This window comes from Paraburkholderia sp. GAS82 (assembly GCF_050436285.1).
GTDB classification, from domain to species: Bacteria; Pseudomonadota; Gammaproteobacteria; order Burkholderiales; family Burkholderiaceae; genus Paraburkholderia; species Paraburkholderia phenazinium_B.
Window position 1 is genome coordinate 549,117 of the sequence record NZ_JBNDLX010000005.1, and the last position, 21,806, is coordinate 570,922.

Sequence of the window (21,806 nt, forward strand, 5' to 3'; positions counted from 1 at the left end):
TCGCCGCTTGACGAATGTGAGTGAGTCTCTCGCGCCGCGCCTGCACTGCACGCGCGGCGCTGTCTTTTTGCGCGGGCATCTGCGAATATAACGGCCCTTCGTATTCGTAATCAGACGGCGCACGTGGCGCCGCGCACTTCCGATGGCATCGAACAAAGCACATCACGCTACCGGCTTCGCGGCCGGTGTTATCTCCGCGGCTATCGTCGCGCGCAGTGGCGCGGGCGGCCCGTTTCATCTGTGGGTGTTGTCGAGTTTTATCGCCGCCGTGGCCGGCGGTACGGCGCCCGACTGGATGGAAGTGGCATGGTGGTCGCGCAAGCGGCGCCTGTGGATCGCTCACCGCACCGTCACGCATTGGGGCATTGGGTGGGTCGTGTTGCTGGTGTTGTCGTATCGTTGGCTTGGGCTACCGCATCCGTTTGCGGCAATTGCGTTTGGCTTTGCTTGCGGCGGCTTGATGCATTTACTCGCGGATTGGCCTAACCCGCTTGGCGTGCCATGGATTGCAGGCCGTCACTCGCTTAACTGGTGGAATAGCGGGCACTGCGATCTGCTGGTGGTCGGAGCTTCGTGGATCGCCGCGTGGTTTGTGGCTGGCCATGTCTGGCTACATGGCGTGCATGGGTTTGCGTTGTTGCAGCATTTGCGGGCGGGTTAGGGTATCGACGACGCGCACGCCCCGTCGCAATCGTCACGCCCCGCCAAACGCGTCAAGCGCCCGCTTCAACCGCAGCACACCTTCTTCGATATCGCTCACGCCCGGCGCCGCAAACGACAACCGCAGCGACGCCAGGTCAACGTTGTCCTTATAAAACGCGACGCCAGGCACAAACATCACGTTCTGTTCGATACACGCCTTCAGATAAGCGGACGCATCGAATCCACCGCGGAGCCGCCCCCATACGAACATCCCGCCCGCTGGACGATGAAACGCAATCTCATCTTTCAGATGTGTCTGGAGACCATCGCACAGCGTCCTGCATTTCAATGCGTAGGCCGCGATGATCTGCGGCAGATGCACTTCAAGCGCGCCGCTCGCGAGATATTCCGCTGCAATCACCTGAGTCAGGGACGAGGTGCACAGATCCACAGTCTGCTTGGCGACCGTACAGCGCCGCAGAATCTCCGCATGTGCCACAGTCCAGCCCACTCGCAAACCCGGCGCCACGATCTTCGACAAACTCGAAAAGTGCACGAGCCAATCGCGCGAGCCGGGCACCTGGGCACTCAACGCGAGCAGCGAGGGCACCGCCTCACCGGCAAACCGCAGATCCCCGTATGGGTCATCTTCAATGACGAGAAACTGATGCCGCGCCGCCAGCTTCAGCAATGCAATGCGGCGGTCATGGGAAAGCGTCGCGCCGGTCGGATTTGCGAATGTGGGCACCGTGTAAAGCAGCTTCGGCGCGCGCTTGAGCGTGCCCGCTTCGAGTAGCGCGGTCAACGCAACCACGTCGAGGCCGTCCTGATCGACCGGGATCGTAATCACCTCGGCTTGCTGCAACTTGAGCGCCTGCAGCGTCGCCGGATAAGCCGGCTGTTCGACCAGTACGATGTCACCAGGGCCCACCATTACGCGCAGCAGCAGATCGAAGCCCTGCTGCGAGCCCGTGGTCACCAGCAATTCCTGCGGAGTACATGGCGTGCCGCGCCGCGTCATCAGTCTGGCAAGCTCATCTTTGAGGACCGGCAAGCCGTCGGTTGGACCATATTGCAAACACAGCGCGCTCTGTTCTGAAGCGCGTGCTGTCGCTGCATCAAGACCTGCCCGATCGAACAGATCGCTCGCCGGATAGCCGCCTGCAAACGAGATCATGCCCGGCTGTCCCAGGTACTTGAACAGCTCGCGAATCGGCGAGCCAGACGGTGCTTCGAACGGTGGAGTGAACGAGAACATGGTGTCGAAACGGTAGACCGCGGGCTCGTGGCCAGCAGTTAAGTGAGTGGGGCAAAAGGTTCGCCCTTAAGAACTCGGGGCGCTCCATGAGCCAACGCCAACGTAGATTGTGGTCAGCAACCCCACGCGCGGCAAACGATATCTAATCACTACGTTTTGAGTTTTCGGAATCACTCGGCGCAAAAAAACCCGGCGCGAGGCCGGGTTCAGCTAACGCATTCCCAAAGGCGCGGGCAACATGACGCACAACGCAGTTGCACTTGTCCGCACCTAGACAACATTCTTTTCGACGATCGGCCGGTTCTCCAGCACGCGCTCAAAATTGAGCGACGACAGATCGAGCGTCGTATAACGCCCGTTCAGAATCAGCTCACTGACGCCGCGCCCGGTGGCCGGCCCTTGCTGCAAGCCATGACCGCTAAACCCGTTGGCGAAGATACAGTTATCGACATCAGGGTGATGGCCGATGATCGCGTTCTGATCCAGCACGTTATATTCGTAGTAGCCCGACCAGCAATTCTGCACGCGCAGCGCTTCAAATTGCGGCACGCGATGCGCCAGCGTCGGCCAGATCACCTCATCGAACAACGCGTGGTCGACTTCGTCGAGCGGCAGATCGTCCGGATCGTTATCCGCACTCGGCGACGTCCCGCAGATAAACGACTTGCCTTCAGGCCGAAAATAGACGCCGGTCGGATCGATCAGCAACGGACAGTGTTCCAGTTGCGCAGGCGAACTGACGTTGAAAATACTGCGGCGGCGCGCGAATATCGGAATGTCGATGCCGATCATCTGAGCGATCTTGCGCGACCACGCTCCCGCCGCATTCACCACCACGTCGCAGGGGAAAGTCTCGCTGCCCGCCGTCACCACTTGCGTGACACGCTTGCCGTCGCGATCCAATGCTGTCACCGCATCGGCCATGTAGCGTGCGCCCAGCGCCTGCGCCTTCTTGCGCAAAGCCTGCACGAGGCCATAGCCATCGAACCAGCCCTCGCCGCTTTCCCCATAAGCGCCCGCCACCAGATCCTCGGTATTGAGCCACGGGAAACGTGCCTGCAATGCCGCTTTCTCGAGCAGACTGATGTCGGCGCCAAGGCTTTTCTGCAGCGCGTGATTCTCGCGCAAGGTGCGCTCGCCGGCCGGCGTGGCAAGGAACAGGTAGCCGCCTTCATGCAGATCGATCGAAGGTTTTGCACCGTCGATCTCCAGACGCTCGCCGATTGAACGCAAGAACTCGATGCCGAACAGCGACATCTGGATCGAGAGCGGTGTCGAGAACTGCTGACGGATCGACGCCGCCGACAACGCCGACGACGAGCGCGCATAGGTCGGATCGCGCTCGATCACGGTGACGCTCACGGTCGGGTCCGAAGCCCGCAAGAAATACGCAATCGAGCTGCCGATCACGCCACCGCCGATGATTACGACTTTCGCACTCACGACAAGGCTCCATCGAAAGCAGGCGCTGACCGCACGAACCGTGCGGTCAGCCGGGACATCAGCCGGAAAATCAGCCGATATTGAAGTCGATACCCTGCGCGAGCGGCAGCGCCGACGAGTAATTGACCGTGTTGGTCGCGCGGCGCATATAGGCCTTCCACGCATCCGAACCCGATTCGCGTCCGCCGCCGGTTTCCTTCTCGCCGCCAAACGCGCCGCCGATTTCCGCGCCGCTCGGTCCGATGTTCACATTGGCAATCCCGCAATCGCTGCCAGCAGCGGACAGGAAACGCTCTGCTTCACGCAGATCCGTGGTGAACACGCACGAGGACAGGCCATGCACCGCAGCGTTGTTCGCGTCGACCGCATCCGCGAAGTCCGAGTAGCGCAGCACGTAGAGAATCGGCGCGAAGGTTTCCTTCAGCACAACCGCCGTTTGCGACGGCATTTCGACGAGCGCCGGGCGCACGTAATAGCCGCTTTCGTAGCCCTTCACCTCGACGCGCTCGCCGCCGAACACCTTGCCGCCTTCCGCGACCGCCTGCTGCAGCGCTTCCTGCATACGGTTGAACGACTGCTTGTCGATCAGCGGACCCATCAGCGTGCCCTTCTCTAGCGGGTTGCCGATCGGCACCTTGCTGTAAAGCTGCTTCAGACGCTCGATGGTCTTGTCATACACGCTGTCGTGCACGAACAGGCGGCGCAGGGACGTGCAGCGCTGGCCCGCCGTGCCGACCGCGGAGAACAGGATGCCGCGCATGGCCAGTTCATGATCGGCGCTTTGCGCGACGATGCCGGCGTTGTTGCCGCCCAGTTCCAATAGCGAGCGGCCAAAGCGCTTCGCCACTTCGACGCCAACCGTACGGCCCATTTCAGTGCTGCCGGTAGCGCTGACGATCGACGCACGCGGATCGGCAACGAGTTTCGCGCCCACGTCGCGGCCACCGTTGATCAACGCGGTGAGGCCTTCGGGCGCATCGCCGAATTCCTTCAGCGCTTCGGCGAGAATCTGGTTGACGGCCAGCGCGGTGAGCGGGGTCTTTTCGGACGGCTTCCAGATCACGGCGTTGCCGCACACCAGCGCCAGCGCGGCATTCCACGACCAGACGGCGGCTGGGAAGTTGAACGCGGAGATCACGACGCAGGTGCCCATGGGATGCCACGATTCGGCCATGCGGTGGCCCGGACGCTCCGAGGCGATGGTCAGGCCGTATAGCTGACGCGACAGGCCGACCGCGAAGTCGCAAATATCGATCATTTCCTGCACTTCGCCGAGACCTTCCTGGAGGATCTTGCCGGTTTCGAGCGTAATGATGCTGCCCAGCGCCTGCTTTTTCTCGCGCAGACGGTTGCCCAGCAGGCGTACCAGTTCGCCGCGGCGCGGCGCCGGCACATTGCGCCAGACGTTGAACGCGTGCTTGGCATTGGCGAGCGCCGCGTCGACGTCGGCGACGGTATGGCTGGCCACGCGGCCGATGAGCTCGCCGGAGATTGGCGAATGAACCGCGATGTCGCCGGCTTGCGCCGCCTGGGCGATGCCGAGATCGGCGAGGATGGTCGAAGCGTTCATAACAGGAATCCCTTAAATTTCCAATGCGAAACAAGAGTAAGTTCGGAAACTATACACGCGGGGGTTTATGGCGGCAAGCGCAATTGCGGCGGGGTCTGCGGCTCAGGTCACGGGCGCATCAGTCCGCGCCGCCTGGAGGCTTGCAGCATATAGGATAGGCGGATTTCCGGGGACCCGCTCGCGGCGGTGCGTAGCCTTTCTATCAGGACAATTTCGTTTCCTATACGAAATATTCTCGATCCGGAAACGTGTCTAGGTCGCGGCTGCCTCGCGCGCCCAGCGGACATGTCTTCGAACGCCGCTTCGAGCCTTCGGGCGCCTTCGAGTGCATACCTCAATTGCCCGCCATCAACCGGTCGACCAGTGCCCGCGCAAACGGCGGCAAATCCTTGACGCTGCGCACGCAGATCTTCAGCTTGCGCTCCGCCCACGCGTCGTTCAGGCGCACAAGGGCAATCTGCATGGTCTTTCCATGGCGCAGCGCGACAGACTCCGGCACGATGCCGATGCCCACACCTGCCTCGATCATCCGACAGGCCGCCTCGAAGTTGCCCACCTGAATGCGCAGTTTGAGCCTCACACCCAGCGTATCGGCCGCGCTCGTCACAAACGCGTGAATCGCGCTCGCGGTGGGCAAGCCGACGAAGTTGTCCTCGAGCGTCTGCGCGAAATCGACCGAACGCTCATGTGCGAGTGCGTGGTCTTTCGAGGTGACAAGGATCAACCGGTCGTCCCGATACGGCAGCATCTCCAGATGCTCGGCGTGCATGTTGCCTGCAACGATGCCGATGTCGGTCGCGCTATCCGCGACGCCTTTGACGATCTCGCCGCTCAGCACTTCGCGCAAGTCGATGTTGACATCGGGATGGTCGCGCAGGAAATGGCTCAGGACATTGGGTAGAAATTCGCTGATCGCCGTGGTGTTGGCCCAGATCCGCACATGGCCCTTGATGCCTTCGCCGTACTCCTGCATGTCGCCCGCCAGATGCTCGACTCGCTCGAGCACGAGCCGGGCGTGGTGGACGAACGCCTCGCCGGCTGGTGTCGGCGTCACCCCCTGGCTGGTTCGATAGAGCAGTTTGAAGCCGAGCTGCTCCTCCAGATTCTTGATCCGGTTGCTCGCCGCCGGTGCCGAAAGGTGGGAACGCTCCGCTGCGCGGGCAAGGTTCTTCGTGTCGGCAACGTTGATGATGAGCCGCAGGTCTACAAAGTCGAAATGCATGACGAAAGCCGATGGAGTGAGCGCCGGTGCGCCGACAACCACCTACAGGCGGACGGCAGCAACGCAAAGACCCATCTTAACCGGGCGCGAAACGGCGTTTCAATTAGCCGAATGGCTAGTCTCGGTACGGCCTGCGGGGCCATCGTCTCCCGCACGGCGCAGCGGCAGTCTGCGCCGACTCCCCTCGCTTCCCTCAGACAAACGCCATCAGTTTCTCTGCCAGCGCTTCCGGCGCGCTGACCATGGCATCGTGTCCCGTAGCAATCTCATCCCACGCCCAGTCCTGCTGCGCTTTCACAAAGTCACGGCTGCTTTGCAGAGGGGCGTACACGGGATCGACGCACTGGATGTAGACCTTCGGAAGCGCGCCACCCACCGGGCCCGTCAAAGCAATAGGATCGTCGAACGTCTTCAACGGATGCGGTGTGCAATACCGCTCTAGCAATGCGACCTGATCGGGCTCGAATACGCCGAATGCGCTCGCGGGCGGTACCGGGATGGTCAAGCCGTTACTGGTTTCCAGCGCCAGTTGCCTGCGCGCCGCGGCGATCTCCGGCGCGAGCCGCGAAAACGCCGTCTCCCCGTTAGACAGCACGACTGCGTCGAGAAACACCAGTTGACGGATACGCTGCGGCACGCGATCGGCAGCGCCAGCGATTGATATGCCGCCGAAGCTGTGCCCGACCAGAATCACATTGGAGAGGTCGTGCTGCTCGAGCACATCGACGACGTCCTGAATGAAGACCTGCAGATCGATTTGCGGCGACAGCAGATTGCTTCGCTCGCCGAGCCCGCTTAGCGTTGGCGTGAACACGCGATGCCCGTTCGAGCGGAGGATCTGTGCAACCGCGTCCCAACACCAGCCGCCGTGCCAGGCGCCGTGGACCAGCACGTAGGTGCCGGGCTTCGCGTGCGCCGACGTTGCCGTTGGCGCATTGGTAGGGGCGTCGGTCTGGGTCAAGGGCGTCTCCTTCGGAAGCTGCGGATGCGGGCCTCGCGTTGTGCGATGTGCCACGTGGGCGGAAGCCGTCGAACGCCGTGGGCTCCGCGCCAACCGAACCTACATTAAATCACGCGCCCTCTTCTCACGCATTGCCGACGATTACCCAAGGCAGGCCCCACAACCAAAACTCACACCCTCGCAGACTGCCGCGTCACACCACCAGCCGCCACTTCCGCGCCGCCTGCGCCATACATCTCCGTATCCGGGGAAATCTCTTCGAGCGTCTGCTGGCTGGTCTCGATGCGCAACGCGAGAATCGCCACGCTCATCAGCAACAACACACCGCCGACCATGGCAAGCACACCCGTCACGCCGAAATGGGTGTATAGCAGCAGCGCGACATAAGGCGTCGTCATCGAAGCCGCCCGCCCGCAGGTCCCGGCGATGCCAGTACCACGCAAGCGATGCGCCGTCGGAAACAACTCCGGGATATACCCGAACAGCCCCAGCGTGCAGACCGTATAAATCGCGGTGACGAGCGCGAACCCGACGAGTGAGATCGCCGCAGGCGCACGCATCTGCACATAGATCAGGGCCAGCACGATCGTCACGATGGAAAACAGCACGAGGCCGTTACGTCGTCCCATACGGTCGGTCACAAAGTAGCCGACCACGGCGCCAAACGGCGCGCCGAACGACATCAGCAGCACAAAGCCGAGCGACTGTACGATCGTCAACCCTTCCTTGACGAAGAACGTCGGCAGCCAGGCCACGAAACCGTACAGCGACATATTGATAGCCATACAGGTGAGTGCGGCCACCAGCGTGCGGCCGATCATCCCGCGCGCAAACAGCGCAGACAGCGGCGCCGCAGGCACTTCGTGGCTCACCACGCGCGCCACCGGCGGCAGCTTGCCGACGCGCACCTCGACCTCTCGCTCGATCGCCGAGACCGTCGCTTCGGCTTCGTCGAGCCGACCCACCGTTTCGAGCCAACGCGGCGACTCCGGCATGCGATGGCGCAGGAACCAGACAACGAGCGCGCCGACGCCGGCAATCGCAAACATATAGCGCCAGCCCAGATGAGGAATCACCCAGTAGCCGACCGCCGTCGCGCCGAGCAATCCTGAGTTGATGATCAGCGCCAGCAGCGACGTCCAGCGCCCGCGCGTGGCCGGCGGGACGAATTCGCACAGCGTGCCGGCCGCTACCACCAGTTCCGCGCCGAGCCCGACACCCATCAGGAAGCGCAGCAGAATCAGCCAATAGATGTTCGGCGCGAAGCACGCTGCGAGCGACGCGAGACCGAAGATAGCCAGATTCGCCTGATACGAATAGCGTCGGCCGAAGCGGTCGCCGAGATAACCCGACAGCCCCGCGCCGATCATCATGCCCATAAAGGTCGCGGAGATGAAGAACGAGCCGAGCCGCAAATCGGTGAAGCCCGTCTTGACCATCGCGGCGAGCGAGCCGTTGGCGAGGTAGATGTCGAACGCGTCGAGAAACGCGCCCGCGCCGATCAGGCCGAGGATCTTCCAGTGAAAACGACTGATAGGCAGGCGGTCGAGCCGCGCGCCGGAATTAACGGTAGCCAAGCTTTGTCTCCTGTGTCGACCGGGGTTAGCGCTTTGACAGTGACTCCGGTCCCATGCTCTTGCGGCGGGGTCCGCACGCTCTACGAAGCTTGCGCGGCCGTCTTGGGTGGCATGACAGCTCTAATGCAAGCCCCTGGGTGTCACGGCTTCGATCAGCCGTTTCCAGAGCAGACTAAGAGTGCAATAGCCGGCCCAAAGTGGGAATTCGCATTGTTGGAAGCCGGTATTTCGCTGAGGTTAATGAGGTGCAACAATCGGTGCTTTCGCCTCAACCCTGACCGAGAATCCGCCGTGCCTTCAGGATCACAGGCAAATCGACCATCTTGCCGTCGACGGCCACCGCTGCCCCCTTGCTCGCCTCCACGGCCTGCAACACCCGCGTGGCCCACGCCTGATCTGCGTCGCTCCACGCGTAAGCACGGTGCACCGCATCGATCTGCTTCGGATGGATGCACAGCTTGCCGCCAAAGCCAAAGCGGCGTCCACGCCGGGCATCGGCTTCGATGACGGCGGCATCGTCGATCGTGGTCGATACGCCGTCTACCGGCGCGCCAATCCCCGCTAGCCGCGAGGCCAGCACGATCTGCGAGCGGAACAGATGCAATTCCTCCCCATCGCCGTCGATACCCAGATCGATCTGGAAATCGAGCGTCCCGAACACGATGCGGCCCACGCGCGGCGCTGCGCACAAGACCGTCAGATTGGCAAAACCGCGGGCCGTTTCGACGATCGGCAGCACGCTCAACGCTGCATGCGCATGAGCCAGCACCGCGCTCACCTGCTCCTGCGTCTCCGCCTTCGGCAACACCACCCCGGCGATACCCGGATGCCCGGCGAGCGCAGCGACGTCGTCGGCGAACCAGCGCGTGTCGGAGCTGTTGATTCGCACCCATGCCGGCCGCGCGGCATTTGCGGCAGCGAGAACGGCCCCGCGCGCGGCAGGTTTCTCATCCGGCTGCACGGCATCTTCAAGGTCGAGGATCACGGCATCCGCGCCCGCTGCATGCGCCTTCTCAAACCGCTCGGGACGGTTGCCCGGTACGAACAGGTATGAACGCGGCAGCGCGGTGCTCATGCAGGCACCTCTTCTGCAAACACCGCTCCGACGCGGGCCTGCGATGCAATTTGCCAGGCGTGCTCGAGCAACTGCGACGCCTCTTCCTCAGAGGCTGCGCCGGAAAACGCCGCCAGTCGCTGCAGCTTGGTCGCAAGCTCGGAACGCGTCAGCGTATTGCCAGGGTCGCCCTTGGGCTCGTCCACACGACCGTGCAGCGTGCGGCCGTCCTGCGTCTCGACGGTGACCTTGCCGATCCAGCGCGCTGGATAAGCAGCGTCTACTTCAGCGTCGAAGGCCATCTCGACCTTGTCGCGGAAGGCGGCGATCGCGTCGTCGTCGAAGCCCTGTTCGAACTCGGTCACGCCCGCATAACCGTGATAAGCGACGAGGCCCAGCACCGTTCCCATGTTGAACTTCGCCTGGTGCACGGTGCGCGGATTGACGACGGGGCCCAGCACATCAATTGCGCCTTGATGCACGTGAGCGGTGACCTTCGCGATCTCCTGCGGTGCCAAGGTGTGTTGCTGAACCACCGAAAGCAGTGCGTCCGCCGCAGGATGCGTGTGCCTGCAAGCAGCGTGATACTTGAACGACGTTTCGGCGGTGGCCCAGCGGCTGCCCAGTCGGTCGACCAGACGCGCGGGATCCGCGTCGCTCGACATACCCGCTGCCATCCCTTGCGCACCTTCGAGAATGTGCGTCGCGCCCTTGAAGCCGTCGGCGGCGAGTTGGGCGGCCATCAGGCCGTTGGCCGCAGCCATCGCGGTATGCAGTTGTTTCGAATCCGCCGCATCGCGCAGGAATTCCCACAGGCCGCTCGCCTGGGTGCCTGCCGAGCCGAAGGCGTCCAGCATTTGCGCGGGCGTAAGACCGAGCAGCCGGCCCGCGGTGGCGGCGGCTGCGACCGTACCAGCCGTGCCGGTAGTATGAAAAACCTTGTAGTGCGAGCGGCCGAGAAACTCGCCTATGCGAATCCCAACCTCATAACCCACCACCGCTGCCGCGATGAATTCGCGCCCCGATGCGTGGTTCGCTTGCGCCAGCGCGAGCGCCACCGGGAACACGACGGTGGCCGGATGAAAAACCGAACCGTTGTGCACATCGTCCTGCTCGGCGAAATGCGAGGCTGCACCGTTCACCATTGCCGCGAAATACGGTGTCGCGCGACTGCGATCGATCAAGACTTCACATGGCCCCTCTGCAAGACCGCCGCCCGCCTGGCGGGCAAAACGTGCAATGGTCTCGACCGGCCGCGCGCCTTTACCGGCAAGCGCCGAGCCTAACCAGTCCACGTACAGATTGACGGTGCGTTCGACCACCGCGTGGGGAATGGAATCGAAGTCCAGTTGTGCGGCAAATGTCGCCAGCGTACGGCTCGGGTGATCGGTCATGGTGAAAGCCTCAGATGGTGCCGGCCACGCGCAGCGCATCGATCTGCGCGCTGTCGTAACCGAGTTCGCGCAAGATCGCGTCGGTGTGTTCGCCTAATGCCGGGACGGGGTCCATGCGCGGGTCAAAGCTGGTGGGTAAGCCCGGCGGCAACAAGGCTGGGATCATGCCGGCCGGCGTGCCGACCTCTTGCCAACGCTCGCGCGCAGCCAATTGCGGATGCACCCATACGTCGTTGAGCGTATTCATCTGCGCGTTGGCAATGCCGGCCGCTTCCAGGCGCTCGATCACTTGTGCCGCCGTCAACGGCGCGAATGCCTCGACAATCACCGCGCGCAGTGCCTCACGTGCAGACGTGCGTTTCGAATTCGATGCAAAGCGCGGATCGGTGGCAAGCTCGGGTTGCACAAGCACCTGCTCGCAAAACAGCTTCCATTCGCGCTCGTTCTGCAAGCCAAGCATCACAATCTTGCCGTCGCCCGCGGGGAACGGGCCATAGGGATAGATGGTCGCGTGCGCAGCGCCAGACAGCGGCGGGGGTGTTTGACCATCAATAGCGTAGTAGAGCGGATAACCCATCCACTCGACCATGCTCTCCAGCATCGACACATCGATGCGGCAACCGCGCCCCGTGCGTGCGCGCAGCAGCAACGCGCTGAGGATATTCGAATACGCGTACATGCCTGCCGCGATATCGGCGATCGAGCAACCGGCCTTGGCGGGCTCACCGGGTGAACCAGTGATCGACAGGAAGCCCGATTCGCTCTGGATCAGCAGGTCATAGGCCTTCTTGTCGCGATACGGACCGTCCGAGCCGTAGCCGGAAATATCGCACACGATCAGCTTCGGATATTTCCCGCTCAAGGTCTCGTAGCCGAGCCCAAGCCGGTCCGCTGCGCCCGGAGCGAGGTTTTGCACGAGCACATCCGCATCGGCGACCAGTGCGTCGAGAATCTTCGCGGCTTCCGGTTGCTTAAGATCGAGTGCGAGGCTCTCCTTCGACCGGTTGGTCCAGACGAAGTGCGAAGACAGACCGTGCACCCGTTCATCGTAGCCGCGCGCGAAATCGCCTACGCGCGGCCGCTCCACCTTGATCACGCGCGCGCCGAGATCGGCAAGCTGGCGTGTGCAAAACGGCGCCGCGATGGCGTGCTCGAGTGTGACGACCTTGATACCGTCGAGGGGTCTCATCTACACCTCACGTTCACAATCAGACAGAACATCAGAACGAACGCGGCAAGCCGAGAATATGCTCGGCCACGTACGAGAGAATCAGGTTCGTCGAAATCGGCGCAACCTGATACAGGCGCGTTTCGCGAAACTTGCGCTCTACGTCGTATTCGCATGCAAAACCAAAACCGCCGTGAAATTGCAGACACGCGTTCGCTGCCTCCCACGAGGCGTCCGCCGCCAGCAGTTTGGCCATGTTCGCCTGGGCACCGCACGGTTCATGCGCGTCGAAGCGGCGTGCGGCTTCGAAACGCATCAGGCTCGCAGCCTCGACATTGACGTACGAGCGCGCGATAGGAAACTGCACCCCCTGGTTCTGCCCAATCGGGCGACCGAAGACGACGCGCTCTTTCACATAAGCCGAAACCTTGTCGACGAACCAATACCCGTCGCCGATACACTCCGCTGCGATCAGCGTGCGTTCCGCATTCAGCCCATCGAGAATGTATTTAAAGCCCTGACCTTCTTCGCCGATCAGGTTTTCCGCGGGAATTTCGAGGTTGTCGAAGAACAGTTCGTTGGTCTCGTGATTGACCATGTTCAGGATCGGCTGCACGGTCAAACCGTGGCCGATCGCCTCGCGCAGATCGACGATAAAGATCGACATGCCCTCGGATTTCTTCTTTACGTCAGCAAGCGGCGTGGTGCGGGCAAGCAGGATCATGAGATCCGAATGCTGCACACGCGAAATCCACACCTTCTGTCCGTTGATCACGTAGCGGTCGCCGCGACGCTCGGCGGTGGTCTTGATCCTGGTGGTGTCCGTGCCGGTGGTGGGCTCGGTCACCCCCATCGATTGCAGACGCAAATCTCCGCTGGCGATCTGCGGCAGATACCTGAGTTTCTGCTCCGCCGAGCCGTGCCGCAGCAGCGTGCCCATGTTGTACATCTGCCCGTGACACGCGCCCGAGTTGCCGCCGGCCCGGTTGATTTCCTCCATGATGACCGACGCTTCAGTCAGACCGAGTCCCGAGCCGCCGTACTCCTGCGGAATCAGCGCGGCGAGCCAGCCCGCTTTGGTCAGAGCATCGACGAAGGCTTCGGGATAGCCGCGCGCCTCGTCGATCTTGCGAAAGTATTCACCGGAAAACTGCTGGCAGAGATCGCGTACAGCTTCGCGAATGTCCTGGAAAGAATCGGATTGCGTCGTTTGCATGGAAATGGCAGTTGGTGTTCGAGGGCAAGCGTTGAAGTTCGGCGGTGCGGCACAGCGGCGGCCCGAGTCAGGCTATTGCCGCCGTGGCGCGCATCGTCAGATAACCCTCGTGATCTTTGGCCCACAGATCGATCGTCTTGCCGTCGTCAGAGGGCTTGCCGCAAACAGTGAACGGGTGGTTCGCGAAGGTCGGACGTAGCGCCTTGAAAGCAAAACTTTGCAGCGTGGCGTCGGGTAACTCGCGGCGCACGAGGTCAACTAGCAGCGTCGCAATCAACGGGCCGTGCACGACCAGGTCCGGATAACCCTCAACCCCGGTCACGTAGGGGTAGTCGTAGTGAATGCGGTGGCTGTTGAAGGTCAGTGCCGAATAGCGGAACAGCAATACCGGGTCAGTTTGAATCGTGCGCCGCCACGTTTCGCCCTCCGGCGCAGGCGCCGCTTTTGGCGGAGGCGCATCGGGGTGCGGCGCGTCCCGATAGACGATGTCGTGCTCTTCCTCGATCTTCAGCTCGCCGCCAACCTCAACCGTATGCTGCACCGTGACGAACACGAGACGGCCCGAGCGGCCCGTCTTGTCCTCGATGTTGGCGATGGTCGAGGTGCGCACGGCACGCTCGCCCACTTTCAGCGGCTCATGGAACGTGAGACGCCCACCGGCCCACATCCGCCGCGGCAACGGCACGGGCGGGAGAAAACCGCCGCGCTTCGGATGACCGTCCGGCCCCTTCTCTGCCAGCGGCGATACCGGCAAGAAATACAGCCAATGCCACATTGGCGGGACCACATCGCCCGCTTCGGTCCGGTCCAGCGTTGCTGCCAACGCCGCCAGGGGAAAGGCGGTGATGGTGTCCTTGACGATCTCCTGCTTTTCGAGCCAGGCGTCGAGACTCTGGGGAGAAGCGGACATGGGCGGCACTCCGGATAAGCTAAACAGACTATTACTATGAACCTTATGGCACGTTTCGCGAAGTTCGCATTTCTGAAGCGAGTCTTTGGATTTGGTTAAGACCTGGCCTTTCAAATCCATGACTGCTGCCCGCCACAGGAGTTCCACCGAATTGGAAAGCAAGACCCGGGGTGTCCGGCGACGCGCATTTTCATACACTGGGTCTATTGAAGCAGAATCTGGAGCCTCGCATGAACACCGTTCTGAAGCACGTTCCCCAAAACGCGAACGTCACCGATACGACCATTGCTTTACTTGATGCATCGGACGCAGAGACGGCGCGCCGCATCGAGGCAGTTGACTGGTGGAACGTCGAGCAGAATCTCGACCAGCAAGGCAGCGCGATGATTCAAGGCCTTCTGTCGCCGCAGGCATGCGATGCGCTCAGCGCGCTGTATTCATGCGATGAGCTATATCGCAGCCGGGTTGTGATGGAGCGCCACGGTTTCGGTCGCGGCGAATACAAGTACTATGGCTATCCACTGCCCGATCTGATTGCTACGCTGCGCCGCTCGGTATATCCGCATCTGGTGCCGGTAGCGAACCGATGGAACACGCTCATGCATATCGACGCATGCTACCCCGCGCAGCACGCCGAATTCATCCGCCGTTGCCACGATGCCGGTCAGATACGGCCGACGCCGCTGATCCTTCAGTACGCGAAGGACGACTACAACTGTCTGCATCAGGATCTGTACGGCGAGCATGTGTTTCCGCTGCAGTTGGCTATCCTGCTCTCCGAGCCGGGAGAAGATTTCACCGGCGGCGAGTTTGTGCTGACCGAGCAGCGGCCGCGTATGCAATCGCGCGTTGCGGTGATGCCGTTACGTAAAGGCGATGCTGTTGTGTTCGCCGTGCATCATCACCCCGTGCAGGGAACACGCGGCAGTTACCGGGTCAACATGCGGCACGGCGTGAGCCGGCTGCTTTCAGGGCATCGCCACACGCTCGGAGTGATTTTTCATGACGCACTGTGAAGCGCCGCGCCGCCCTTCCACCCCTTGAACTCTTTCACCAGAAAGTCCACGCACGCCCGCACTTTTGCAGAACTCGCACGGCGTTCGGGATACACCGCCCATACGTTCGCGGCCTGGGACACCTGCGGCAACACCTGCACAAGCGTACCGTTCGCCAGCAACGGCGCGACGTCCCAGATCGAACGCAGTACGATGCCGTACCCGGCCACGGCCCATTGCACCGCGATCTCTCCGTGATTTGTCGAGAGCGGCCCAGTCACCTTCAACTGCGTCTCCTTGCCCTTGACGCTGAGCCGCCACACGCCTAACGGGTGATCGCGCTCCTTGATGACCAGACAGCGGTGCGCAACGAGGTCCGCTAATTCGCGCGGCTTGCCATGACGTTCCAGATACTCCGGCGACGCACACAACACCCGATGATTCGCCGCCAGCTTGCGCGCAATCAGATGCGGCGCGATCTCGTCGCCGATGCGCACGTCCAGATCGAAACCCTCCGCAGCAACATCGACGATCCGGTCGAGCAGGTCAAGCCGCACATTCAGTTGCGGATACGCAGCCGACAAGCGCGCCACCGCGGGCGCAACCACATGCCGGCCAAAGCCGAAGCTGCTGGAAATGCGCAACGTGCCGCTCGGGATGCGCTGAGTCGTGGAGACATCTTCGACCAGGTGCTCCACGTCATCGAGAATTTTCTCGGCCCAGGCGAAGACCTGCGCGCCCGCCTCGGTGATCGTCACGCGCCGCGTGGAGCGGTATAGCAAGCGCGTGCCGAGATCGGCTTCGAGCATGGCGACACGCTTGCTGACGAACGCGGGCGACACGCCCAGCAATTCCGCGGTGGCGCTGAAACTGGCATGCCGCGCAACAGCACAGAACACGCGAAGGTCGGCGAGATTGGGCGTTTTATTCACGATTCGTGGAAAGTGGATTAACCTGCAAAGGGCTGTTTCGCCTCGTCCGGATCAATAGAATGGATTCACTCGCGTGGCCTGCCGTCGCGCCGCGCATTGTCTCCCATCTACGGCCCAACGCCATTCATCCGGACGTTCGACATGACCCGCAAACAACATCGTATCGCCGTGATCCCCGGCGACGGCATCGGCCGTGAAGTAATGCCGGAAGCACTCCGCGTCCTCGACTCAGTCAATCGCCGCTTCGGCATCGAACTCTCGTACAAGCACATCGAGTGGGCCAGTTGCGACTACTACGCGCAAACCGGCCAGATGATGCCCGACGACTGGAAAACCCAGCTTGCCGGTTGCGATGCCATCCTGTTCGGCGCGGTCGGCTGGCCCGACACCGTGCCCGATCATATCTCGCTGTGGGGCTCGCTTCTCAAGTTCCGCCGCGAGTTCGACCAGTACGTCAATCTGCGTCCGGCACGCACGTTTGAAGGCGTGCGCTCGCCGCTCGCCGAACACAACGCGAAAGACATCGACTTCTTCGTCGTGCGCGAGAACACCGAGGGCGAGTATTCGTCGGTGGGCGGCAAGATGTTCGAGGGCACCGAGCGCGAGGTGGTGATGCAGCAGTCCATCTTCACGCGTCACGGCACCAACCGCGTATTGAAGTTCGCCTTCGATCTCGCGCAACGCCGCGCCCGGCGTCATGTGACGGTAGCAACCAAGAGCAACGGCATTTCCATCAGCATGCCTTGGTGGGACGAACGCGCCGCCGAAATCGCGGCCACGTACCCCGACATCACGTGGGACAAGCAGCATATCGACATCCTGTGCGCGCGTTTCGTGTTGCAGCCGCAGCGCTTCGATGTAGTGGTTGCGTCCAACCTGTTCGGCGACATTCTCTCGGATCTCGGTCCGGCCTGCACGGGCACGATCGGCATTGCCCCGTCCGCGAACCTGAATCCGGAGCGGCACTTCCCTTCGCTATTCGAACCGGTTCACGGCTCGGCGCCGGATATTGCAGGCAAGCATATCGCCAATCCGGTCGCGATGATCTGGTCCGCGGCGATGATGCTCGACTTCCTCGGCGAAGGTGCGGGCGCTGAGCACGATGCGCATGAAGCGATTGTGGCGGCGATCTCGGACGTGCTGAAGCAAGGACCGCGCACGCGCGATATGGGCGGGGAAGCGTCGACGGATGAGATTGGTGCGGCGATTGCGGAACGGATTGGTAACTACGTTTGATTGAGCCTGCAGCGAGGCCACCGCGTGCGGCCTCGCGTTAGCTACTCGCCAGCTATAGCTAGCCACCCGCCAGCTGTGCACCAACAGCACCCTAACTACGCGACGCCAGGTACGCGCTAGGCGTCGTGCCCACAGCACGCTTGAAATGCCGGCCGAGGTGGCTCTGATCGAAGAAGCCCACTTCCGTCGCCACGATCGACGGCGGCAACCCTCCACGCAAAAGACGCTGCGCGTGCCGGATTCTGACCTGGCAAACATAGCGATGCGGCGAGATCCCCATCTCCGCGCGAAATAGCGCTGCAAAGCGCGATACGCTCAACTCCGCCTTGGCAGCGAGTGTGGCGAGCGTCACAGGTTGGGAGAACGATGTTTCGATGAACTCGATCGCCCGTTCTATGGGCCTCGTCGCACGACGCGGTTGTGCGCGCGTCGTAGCCAGATCAAGACGAAGCGATGCGACCGGTGCCTTCTCGGTCACATCGTCCGCAAACATGCTTGCGTGATCGGTCAGCATGATCTCGATTCCTAAGCAGCTTGCTGTGCCCGTGTGGCCACGGTGGCAAAACGGCGAATATCGAACGGTTCCAGCGGCGTGCTGGTTGCGCCGGTGTCGATCAGTTCGGCCATCGTGTCGCCCACGCCCGGTCCGAGCTGAAAGCCATGTCCGCAAAAACCGAACGCGTAGTAAAGGCCGCTGACATTGCCGCTTGCGCCCATGACCGGACGATCATCGGGCATATAGCCTTCAATCCCGCTCCACACGCGGATAATATTGAGCTTCGCCAGCGCCGGCGCAAGGCGGTGCATCTGACGAAACTGCAGCATGGTGTTCTGCGGCAACACATAAGCGCGCCGCACGTCGGGGTAAGCCGGCCCCCGCGCACAACCGCCAATCACGATGTTGCCGCGCTTGACCTGGCGGAAATACAGCACTTCCTCGATATTCGGCGAGGACACGCCCACTACCGGACGGATTCCATAGGTGGTCGGTTCGGTCACGGCCATTTGCGGGCCATGCACGGCGATCGGCACCGGCTCGCCGAACTGTTCGCTCAACAGACTACCCCATGCCCCGGCAGTCACTAACAGCACCGGCGCATGAAACGTGCGGCCATCCGCACTGGTAGCGCGAAATTCCGCGCCTTCCTTTTCGACGGTCAAGATCTCCGTGTTCTCGATAATCTGCGCACCGAGACGTGCCGCGGCACGCCCGAATGCCGGCGCCGCGAGCCGCGGATTCGCATGACCGTCTTTCTCCGAATACGACGCACACAGCACTTCCGGGCCAAGGAACGGAAAGCGTGCCTTCATTTCAGCGCCGCGAAAGAGGTCCAGCTTTAAGCCGTACTGGCTGGCCTCTTTTGCATAGATTTCAAACTGGTCGGCCTGTTCGTCGCGATAGGCGATGCGAATGTGGCCCGACATCAGAAACTCTGCGTCGTGCTGGATCAGTTCCGGCAACTTGCCCCAGATCTCACGCGCACGATTCGCGAGCGGCAGTTGCGGCAAGAAACGCCCCTGGCGCCGCACATTGCCGAAGTTGACGCCGCTGGCCTGCTGTCCGACGAGGCCACGCTCGAGCAGAATCACCGAACGGCCGCGCTGGCGCAGGAAAAATGCGGTGGCTGCGCCCATGAAGCCGCCACCGACAATGATCACATCTGCTTGCGAGCGACTCATTCGACCTCCTCAACGGTAGCGATCGAAAGCGGCTTGACAGGCGCTTGCCCGCGCAAGCGGCCGACCAGTTCGACCGGCACAGCGGCCGCATCCGCGATGATTTCCGCTGCTGCATGGCCGCAATAGCGACCCTGGCAGCGTCCCATGCCGACCCGGCTGAAGGCTTTAGCGCGATTCGCTTCGCATGCGCCTTCTTCCCGGATCACACGGCGTAGTTCGCCAACGGTGATGCCTTCGCACCGGCACACCACTGTGTCGTCAGAGAGGCGCGCGGCTTGCGCAGCGGGCCACGGAAAAGCATCCACCAAGCCCTGGCGGAAACGATCCATCTTCTGTTGCTGGCGTTTCAGTTCGTCCAGCGTAGTGGCGTCAATATCGTGACCTAGGTCCTGCAATGCCGCGTAGGCGGCAAGACGGCCTGCCAGTTCCGCACCGTCTGCGCCGAGCACACGCGCACCGTCGCCTGCGAGATACACGCCCGCTTCCGAGCTGCGGCCCAGTTCGTCGATCTGCGGCAACCACTGGCGCGACTTGTCGTCGAAGCGGAACGCGCAGCGCGCGAGATCGGCGAGTTGCGTTTCAGGGCGCAGGTGATAGCCGAGCGCTACCGCATCGCAGGCGATCTGCTGTACCTGTCCTCTTGCATTTCGATAGCTCACGCCTTGCACGCCGGCGGCGTCAGAGCCCACGATTTCCAGTGGCTCGATGCCGTTCTCTACAACAACGCCCGCCTTCTTGAGTGAAGAGACGAGCGCGGCGCCCTTCTTCAATACATCGGGCCGCGCCAGCAGTTTCGGCAGCGCGCGCAGACGTTGCCCGAGCTTCGACGTATCGAGCACTGCCGCCACTTGAGCGCCGGCTTGCACATACTGACTCGCGACCAGGTACAGCAACGGTCCCGAGCCCATGAACACCACTTTGCGGCCAATCGAAACGGCTTGCGACTTCAACGCAATCTGCGACGCACCGAGGCTGTAAGTGCCCGCGAATTGCCAGCCTTTTACCGGCATCAGACGATCGGTCGCGCCTGGGCACAGGATCAACGCGTCATAAGGCAGTGAGCTTGCGTGCCCGTCACGAACGACATGCAGCTTGCGCTCGGCGACATTCCACGCGAGCGTTTCCGGCCGATAATCGAGTTGCGGACGCAAACGTTGAAACGTGTTGTGCAAATCCTCCGCGCGGGGAGCTTCAGTCCCATACAACTTCGCGTAAGGGCGAGAAAAATTCTCCGGCTGACGTCGATAAATCTGCCCGCCGTCGCGGCGGCCTTCATCAATGACGATCGGGCGGATGCCGGCAGCCAGCAGCGTCTGCGCACAACGCACACCCGCCGGCCCCGCACCGACGATAATCACGCGAGGTTGGCCCATCACAGGTTCGCCCATTGCTCCTCCGCTTGTGTCGTCAGGATATGCAGCCCCTCGCTGACCACGGTCGTGCAGGCACGCAGCCGCTCGCCGTCTGAGGTCCAGACCCAGCAGTCCTGGCAGGCGCCCATCAGGCAGAAGCCCGCCCGCACCTCATTGCCGAATTCCGATTGACGCACATGATCCACAGAGCAGAGCATCGCCACCAGCAGCGTGTCGCCTGCGAGCGCTTCTACCTCTTTACCGTCCACGCGAATCTTCACGCTCTTGCGTCCGGTCTCACCGAGCCGGATGAATCGTCCGTTCATGCTGTCGCTCCATGCGCGTGGCCATCGTTATTGGCGCCAGCGCTATCGTCTGTCGTCTCCATCCGGTTCGTGAGCACGTGACGCAGAAATTCGCGCGTGCGCGGCTCGCGCGGCGAGCACAGCACCTGCTGCGCGCTGCCTTCTTCGATAATCAGACCACCGTGCAGAAAGCACACCCGGTCGGCCACTTCGCGGGCAAAGCCCATTTCATGCGTGACCACCAGCATCGTCATGCCCTCGCGCGCGAGCGTGCGCATCACCGCGAGCACTTCGCCTACCAGTTCTGGATCGAGCGCGGAAGTCGGTTCGTCGAACAGAATCGCCTTCGGCTTCATGGCAAGCGAGCGCGCAATTGCCACACGTTGCTGCTGGCCACCCGAGAGCTGGTGCGGATACGCATGGAGCTTCTCGCCGAGCCCCACTTTGCCGAGCAATTCGATCGCCTCGCGATGCGCCTGCTGCTTCGGCTCGCCCTTCACATGAACAGGGCCTTCCATCACATTTTCGAGCGCAGTGCGATGCGGAAACAGATTGAAGCGCTGAAACACCATGCCCACTTGCGTACGCAAGCGGTTGATGTGGCGCGAGCGTTGCTCGACGCGCTGATCCATCAGCTTGATGTCACCGGTATCGTACGACTCGAGCGCGTTGATACAGCGCAGCAGAGTCGATTTCCCGGAACCCGATGCGCCGATCAGGCACACTACTTCGCCCTGCTTGATATTCAACGAAATGCCCTTCAGCACCGGAACGGCGCCGAAGCTCTTGTGCACATCAACGATCTCGATCATGGCATCCTCGCTTGAGGCCCGGCTTGCGACCTCGCTAGAGGCCTCGTTTAGCGTTCGTACAGCCTTCATGTCGCCTTCT

General features: G+C 62.1%; 20 protein-coding genes. 3 read left to right on the forward strand and 17 right to left on the reverse strand.

What is annotated here, in order from left to right:
• Nucleotides 1-142: 142 nt before the first annotated feature.
• Nucleotides 143-661, forward strand: a complete 519-nt coding sequence (locus P3T17_RS18935) for a metal-dependent hydrolase (RefSeq protein ID WP_429408470.1) — start codon at nucleotides 143-145, stop codon at nucleotides 659-661.
• 33 nt (nucleotides 662-694) lie between these two features.
• On the opposite strand, the gene P3T17_RS18940 is transcribed toward P3T17_RS18935, so the two are convergent.
• From P3T17_RS18940 to P3T17_RS18990, 11 genes are all read right to left on the reverse strand, one after another.
• A complete protein-coding gene (locus P3T17_RS18940) occupies nucleotides 695-1,900 on the reverse strand; it encodes a PLP-dependent aminotransferase family protein (protein ID WP_429408472.1) in 1,206 nt (401 codons plus the stop codon).
• Nucleotides 1,901-2,170: 270 nt separating this feature from the next.
• A complete protein-coding gene (locus tag P3T17_RS18945) occupies nucleotides 2,171-3,343 on the reverse strand; it encodes an NAD(P)/FAD-dependent oxidoreductase (RefSeq protein ID WP_429408473.1) in 1,173 nt (390 codons plus the stop codon).
• 70 nt (nucleotides 3,344-3,413) lie between these two features.
• Nucleotides 3,414-4,913 carry an L-piperidine-6-carboxylate dehydrogenase gene (amaB, locus tag P3T17_RS18950; RefSeq protein WP_074266357.1) on the reverse strand — a complete coding sequence of 500 codons (1,500 nt, stop codon included), beginning with the start codon at nucleotides 4,911-4,913 and terminating at the stop codon, nucleotides 3,414-3,416.
• Between the two features lie 334 nt (nucleotides 4,914-5,247).
• On the reverse strand, nucleotides 5,248-6,135 hold the full coding sequence (locus P3T17_RS18955) for a LysR family transcriptional regulator (protein ID WP_074266358.1): 888 nt from the start codon (nucleotides 6,133-6,135) through the stop codon (nucleotides 5,248-5,250).
• 193 nt (nucleotides 6,136-6,328) lie between these two features.
• Entirely contained in the window at nucleotides 6,329-7,096 is a 768-nt protein-coding gene (locus P3T17_RS18960; RefSeq protein WP_429408475.1) for an alpha/beta fold hydrolase, read from the reverse strand.
• 170 nt (nucleotides 7,097-7,266) lie between these two features.
• A complete protein-coding gene (locus P3T17_RS18965) occupies nucleotides 7,267-8,673 on the reverse strand; it encodes an MFS transporter (RefSeq protein ID WP_429408476.1) in 1,407 nt (468 codons plus the stop codon).
• A gap of 268 nt (nucleotides 8,674-8,941) precedes the next feature.
• On the reverse strand, nucleotides 8,942-9,748 hold the full coding sequence (locus P3T17_RS18970; protein ID WP_429408478.1) for an HpcH/HpaI aldolase/citrate lyase family protein: 807 nt from the start codon (nucleotides 9,746-9,748) through the stop codon (nucleotides 8,942-8,944).
• Nucleotides 9,745-11,121: an MmgE/PrpD family protein gene (locus tag P3T17_RS18975; protein ID WP_429408480.1), complete on the reverse strand. Its 1,377-nt coding sequence runs from the start codon at nucleotides 11,119-11,121 to the stop codon at nucleotides 9,745-9,747. Before P3T17_RS18975 ends, P3T17_RS18970 begins: the two co-directional genes overlap by 4 nt.
• A gap of 10 nt (nucleotides 11,122-11,131) precedes the next feature.
• Nucleotides 11,132-12,310 carry a CaiB/BaiF CoA transferase family protein gene (locus tag P3T17_RS18980; protein WP_429408481.1) on the reverse strand — a complete coding sequence of 393 codons (1,179 nt, stop codon included), beginning with the start codon at nucleotides 12,308-12,310 and terminating at the stop codon, nucleotides 11,132-11,134.
• Nucleotides 12,311-12,341: 31 nt separating this feature from the next.
• Nucleotides 12,342-13,505, reverse strand: coding sequence for an acyl-CoA dehydrogenase family protein (locus P3T17_RS18985; protein WP_429408483.1), 1,164 nt, complete (start codon nucleotides 13,503-13,505; stop codon nucleotides 12,342-12,344).
• A 67-nt stretch (nucleotides 13,506-13,572) separates the two neighbouring features.
• Nucleotides 13,573-14,415 carry an FAS1-like dehydratase domain-containing protein gene (locus P3T17_RS18990; RefSeq protein WP_429408485.1) on the reverse strand — a complete coding sequence of 281 codons (843 nt, stop codon included), beginning with the start codon at nucleotides 14,413-14,415 and terminating at the stop codon, nucleotides 13,573-13,575.
• Between the two features lie 230 nt (nucleotides 14,416-14,645).
• Between P3T17_RS18990 and P3T17_RS18995 the strand changes: the two genes are divergently transcribed.
• Entirely contained in the window at nucleotides 14,646-15,431 is a 786-nt protein-coding gene (locus tag P3T17_RS18995) for a 2OG-Fe(II) oxygenase (protein WP_429408487.1), read from the forward strand.
• Here P3T17_RS18995 and P3T17_RS19000 read toward each other — a convergent pair.
• A complete protein-coding gene (locus P3T17_RS19000) occupies nucleotides 15,416-16,342 on the reverse strand; it encodes a LysR family transcriptional regulator (RefSeq protein WP_429408489.1) in 927 nt (308 codons plus the stop codon). The two genes, P3T17_RS18995 and P3T17_RS19000, sit on opposite strands and share 16 nt — an antisense overlap.
• A 141-nt stretch (nucleotides 16,343-16,483) precedes the next feature.
• On the opposite strand from P3T17_RS19000, the gene P3T17_RS19005 reads away from it, so the two are divergent.
• On the forward strand, nucleotides 16,484-17,578 hold the full coding sequence (locus P3T17_RS19005; protein ID WP_429408490.1) for a tartrate dehydrogenase: 1,095 nt from the start codon (nucleotides 16,484-16,486) through the stop codon (nucleotides 17,576-17,578).
• A gap of 91 nt (nucleotides 17,579-17,669) precedes the next feature.
• Here the strand turns inward: P3T17_RS19005 and P3T17_RS19010 are convergent, their stop codons facing one another.
• The 5 genes from P3T17_RS19010 to P3T17_RS19030 are packed head-to-tail and all read right to left on the reverse strand — an operon-like array spanning nucleotide 17,670 to nucleotide 21,727.
• Complete coding sequence (locus P3T17_RS19010) at nucleotides 17,670-18,071, reverse strand: helix-turn-helix domain-containing protein (protein ID WP_429408539.1); 402 nt, start codon at nucleotides 18,069-18,071, stop codon at nucleotides 17,670-17,672.
• A gap of 32 nt (nucleotides 18,072-18,103) precedes the next feature.
• Nucleotides 18,104-19,258, reverse strand: coding sequence for an NAD(P)/FAD-dependent oxidoreductase (locus P3T17_RS19015; RefSeq protein WP_429408492.1), 1,155 nt, complete (start codon nucleotides 19,256-19,258; stop codon nucleotides 18,104-18,106).
• On the reverse strand, nucleotides 19,255-20,631 hold the full coding sequence (locus P3T17_RS19020) for an FAD-dependent oxidoreductase (RefSeq protein ID WP_429408540.1): 1,377 nt from the start codon (nucleotides 20,629-20,631) through the stop codon (nucleotides 19,255-19,257). Before P3T17_RS19020 ends, P3T17_RS19015 begins: the two co-directional genes overlap by 4 nt.
• Nucleotides 20,631-20,936, reverse strand: a complete 306-nt coding sequence (locus P3T17_RS19025; RefSeq protein ID WP_074266368.1) for a (2Fe-2S)-binding protein — start codon at nucleotides 20,934-20,936, stop codon at nucleotides 20,631-20,633. The genes P3T17_RS19020 and P3T17_RS19025 overlap by 1 nt, the downstream gene beginning before the upstream one ends.
• Nucleotides 20,933-21,727: an amino acid ABC transporter ATP-binding protein gene (locus P3T17_RS19030; protein WP_074266369.1), complete on the reverse strand. Its 795-nt coding sequence runs from the start codon at nucleotides 21,725-21,727 to the stop codon at nucleotides 20,933-20,935. Before P3T17_RS19030 ends, P3T17_RS19025 begins: the two co-directional genes overlap by 4 nt.
• Nucleotides 21,728-21,806: the final 79 nt, after the last annotated feature.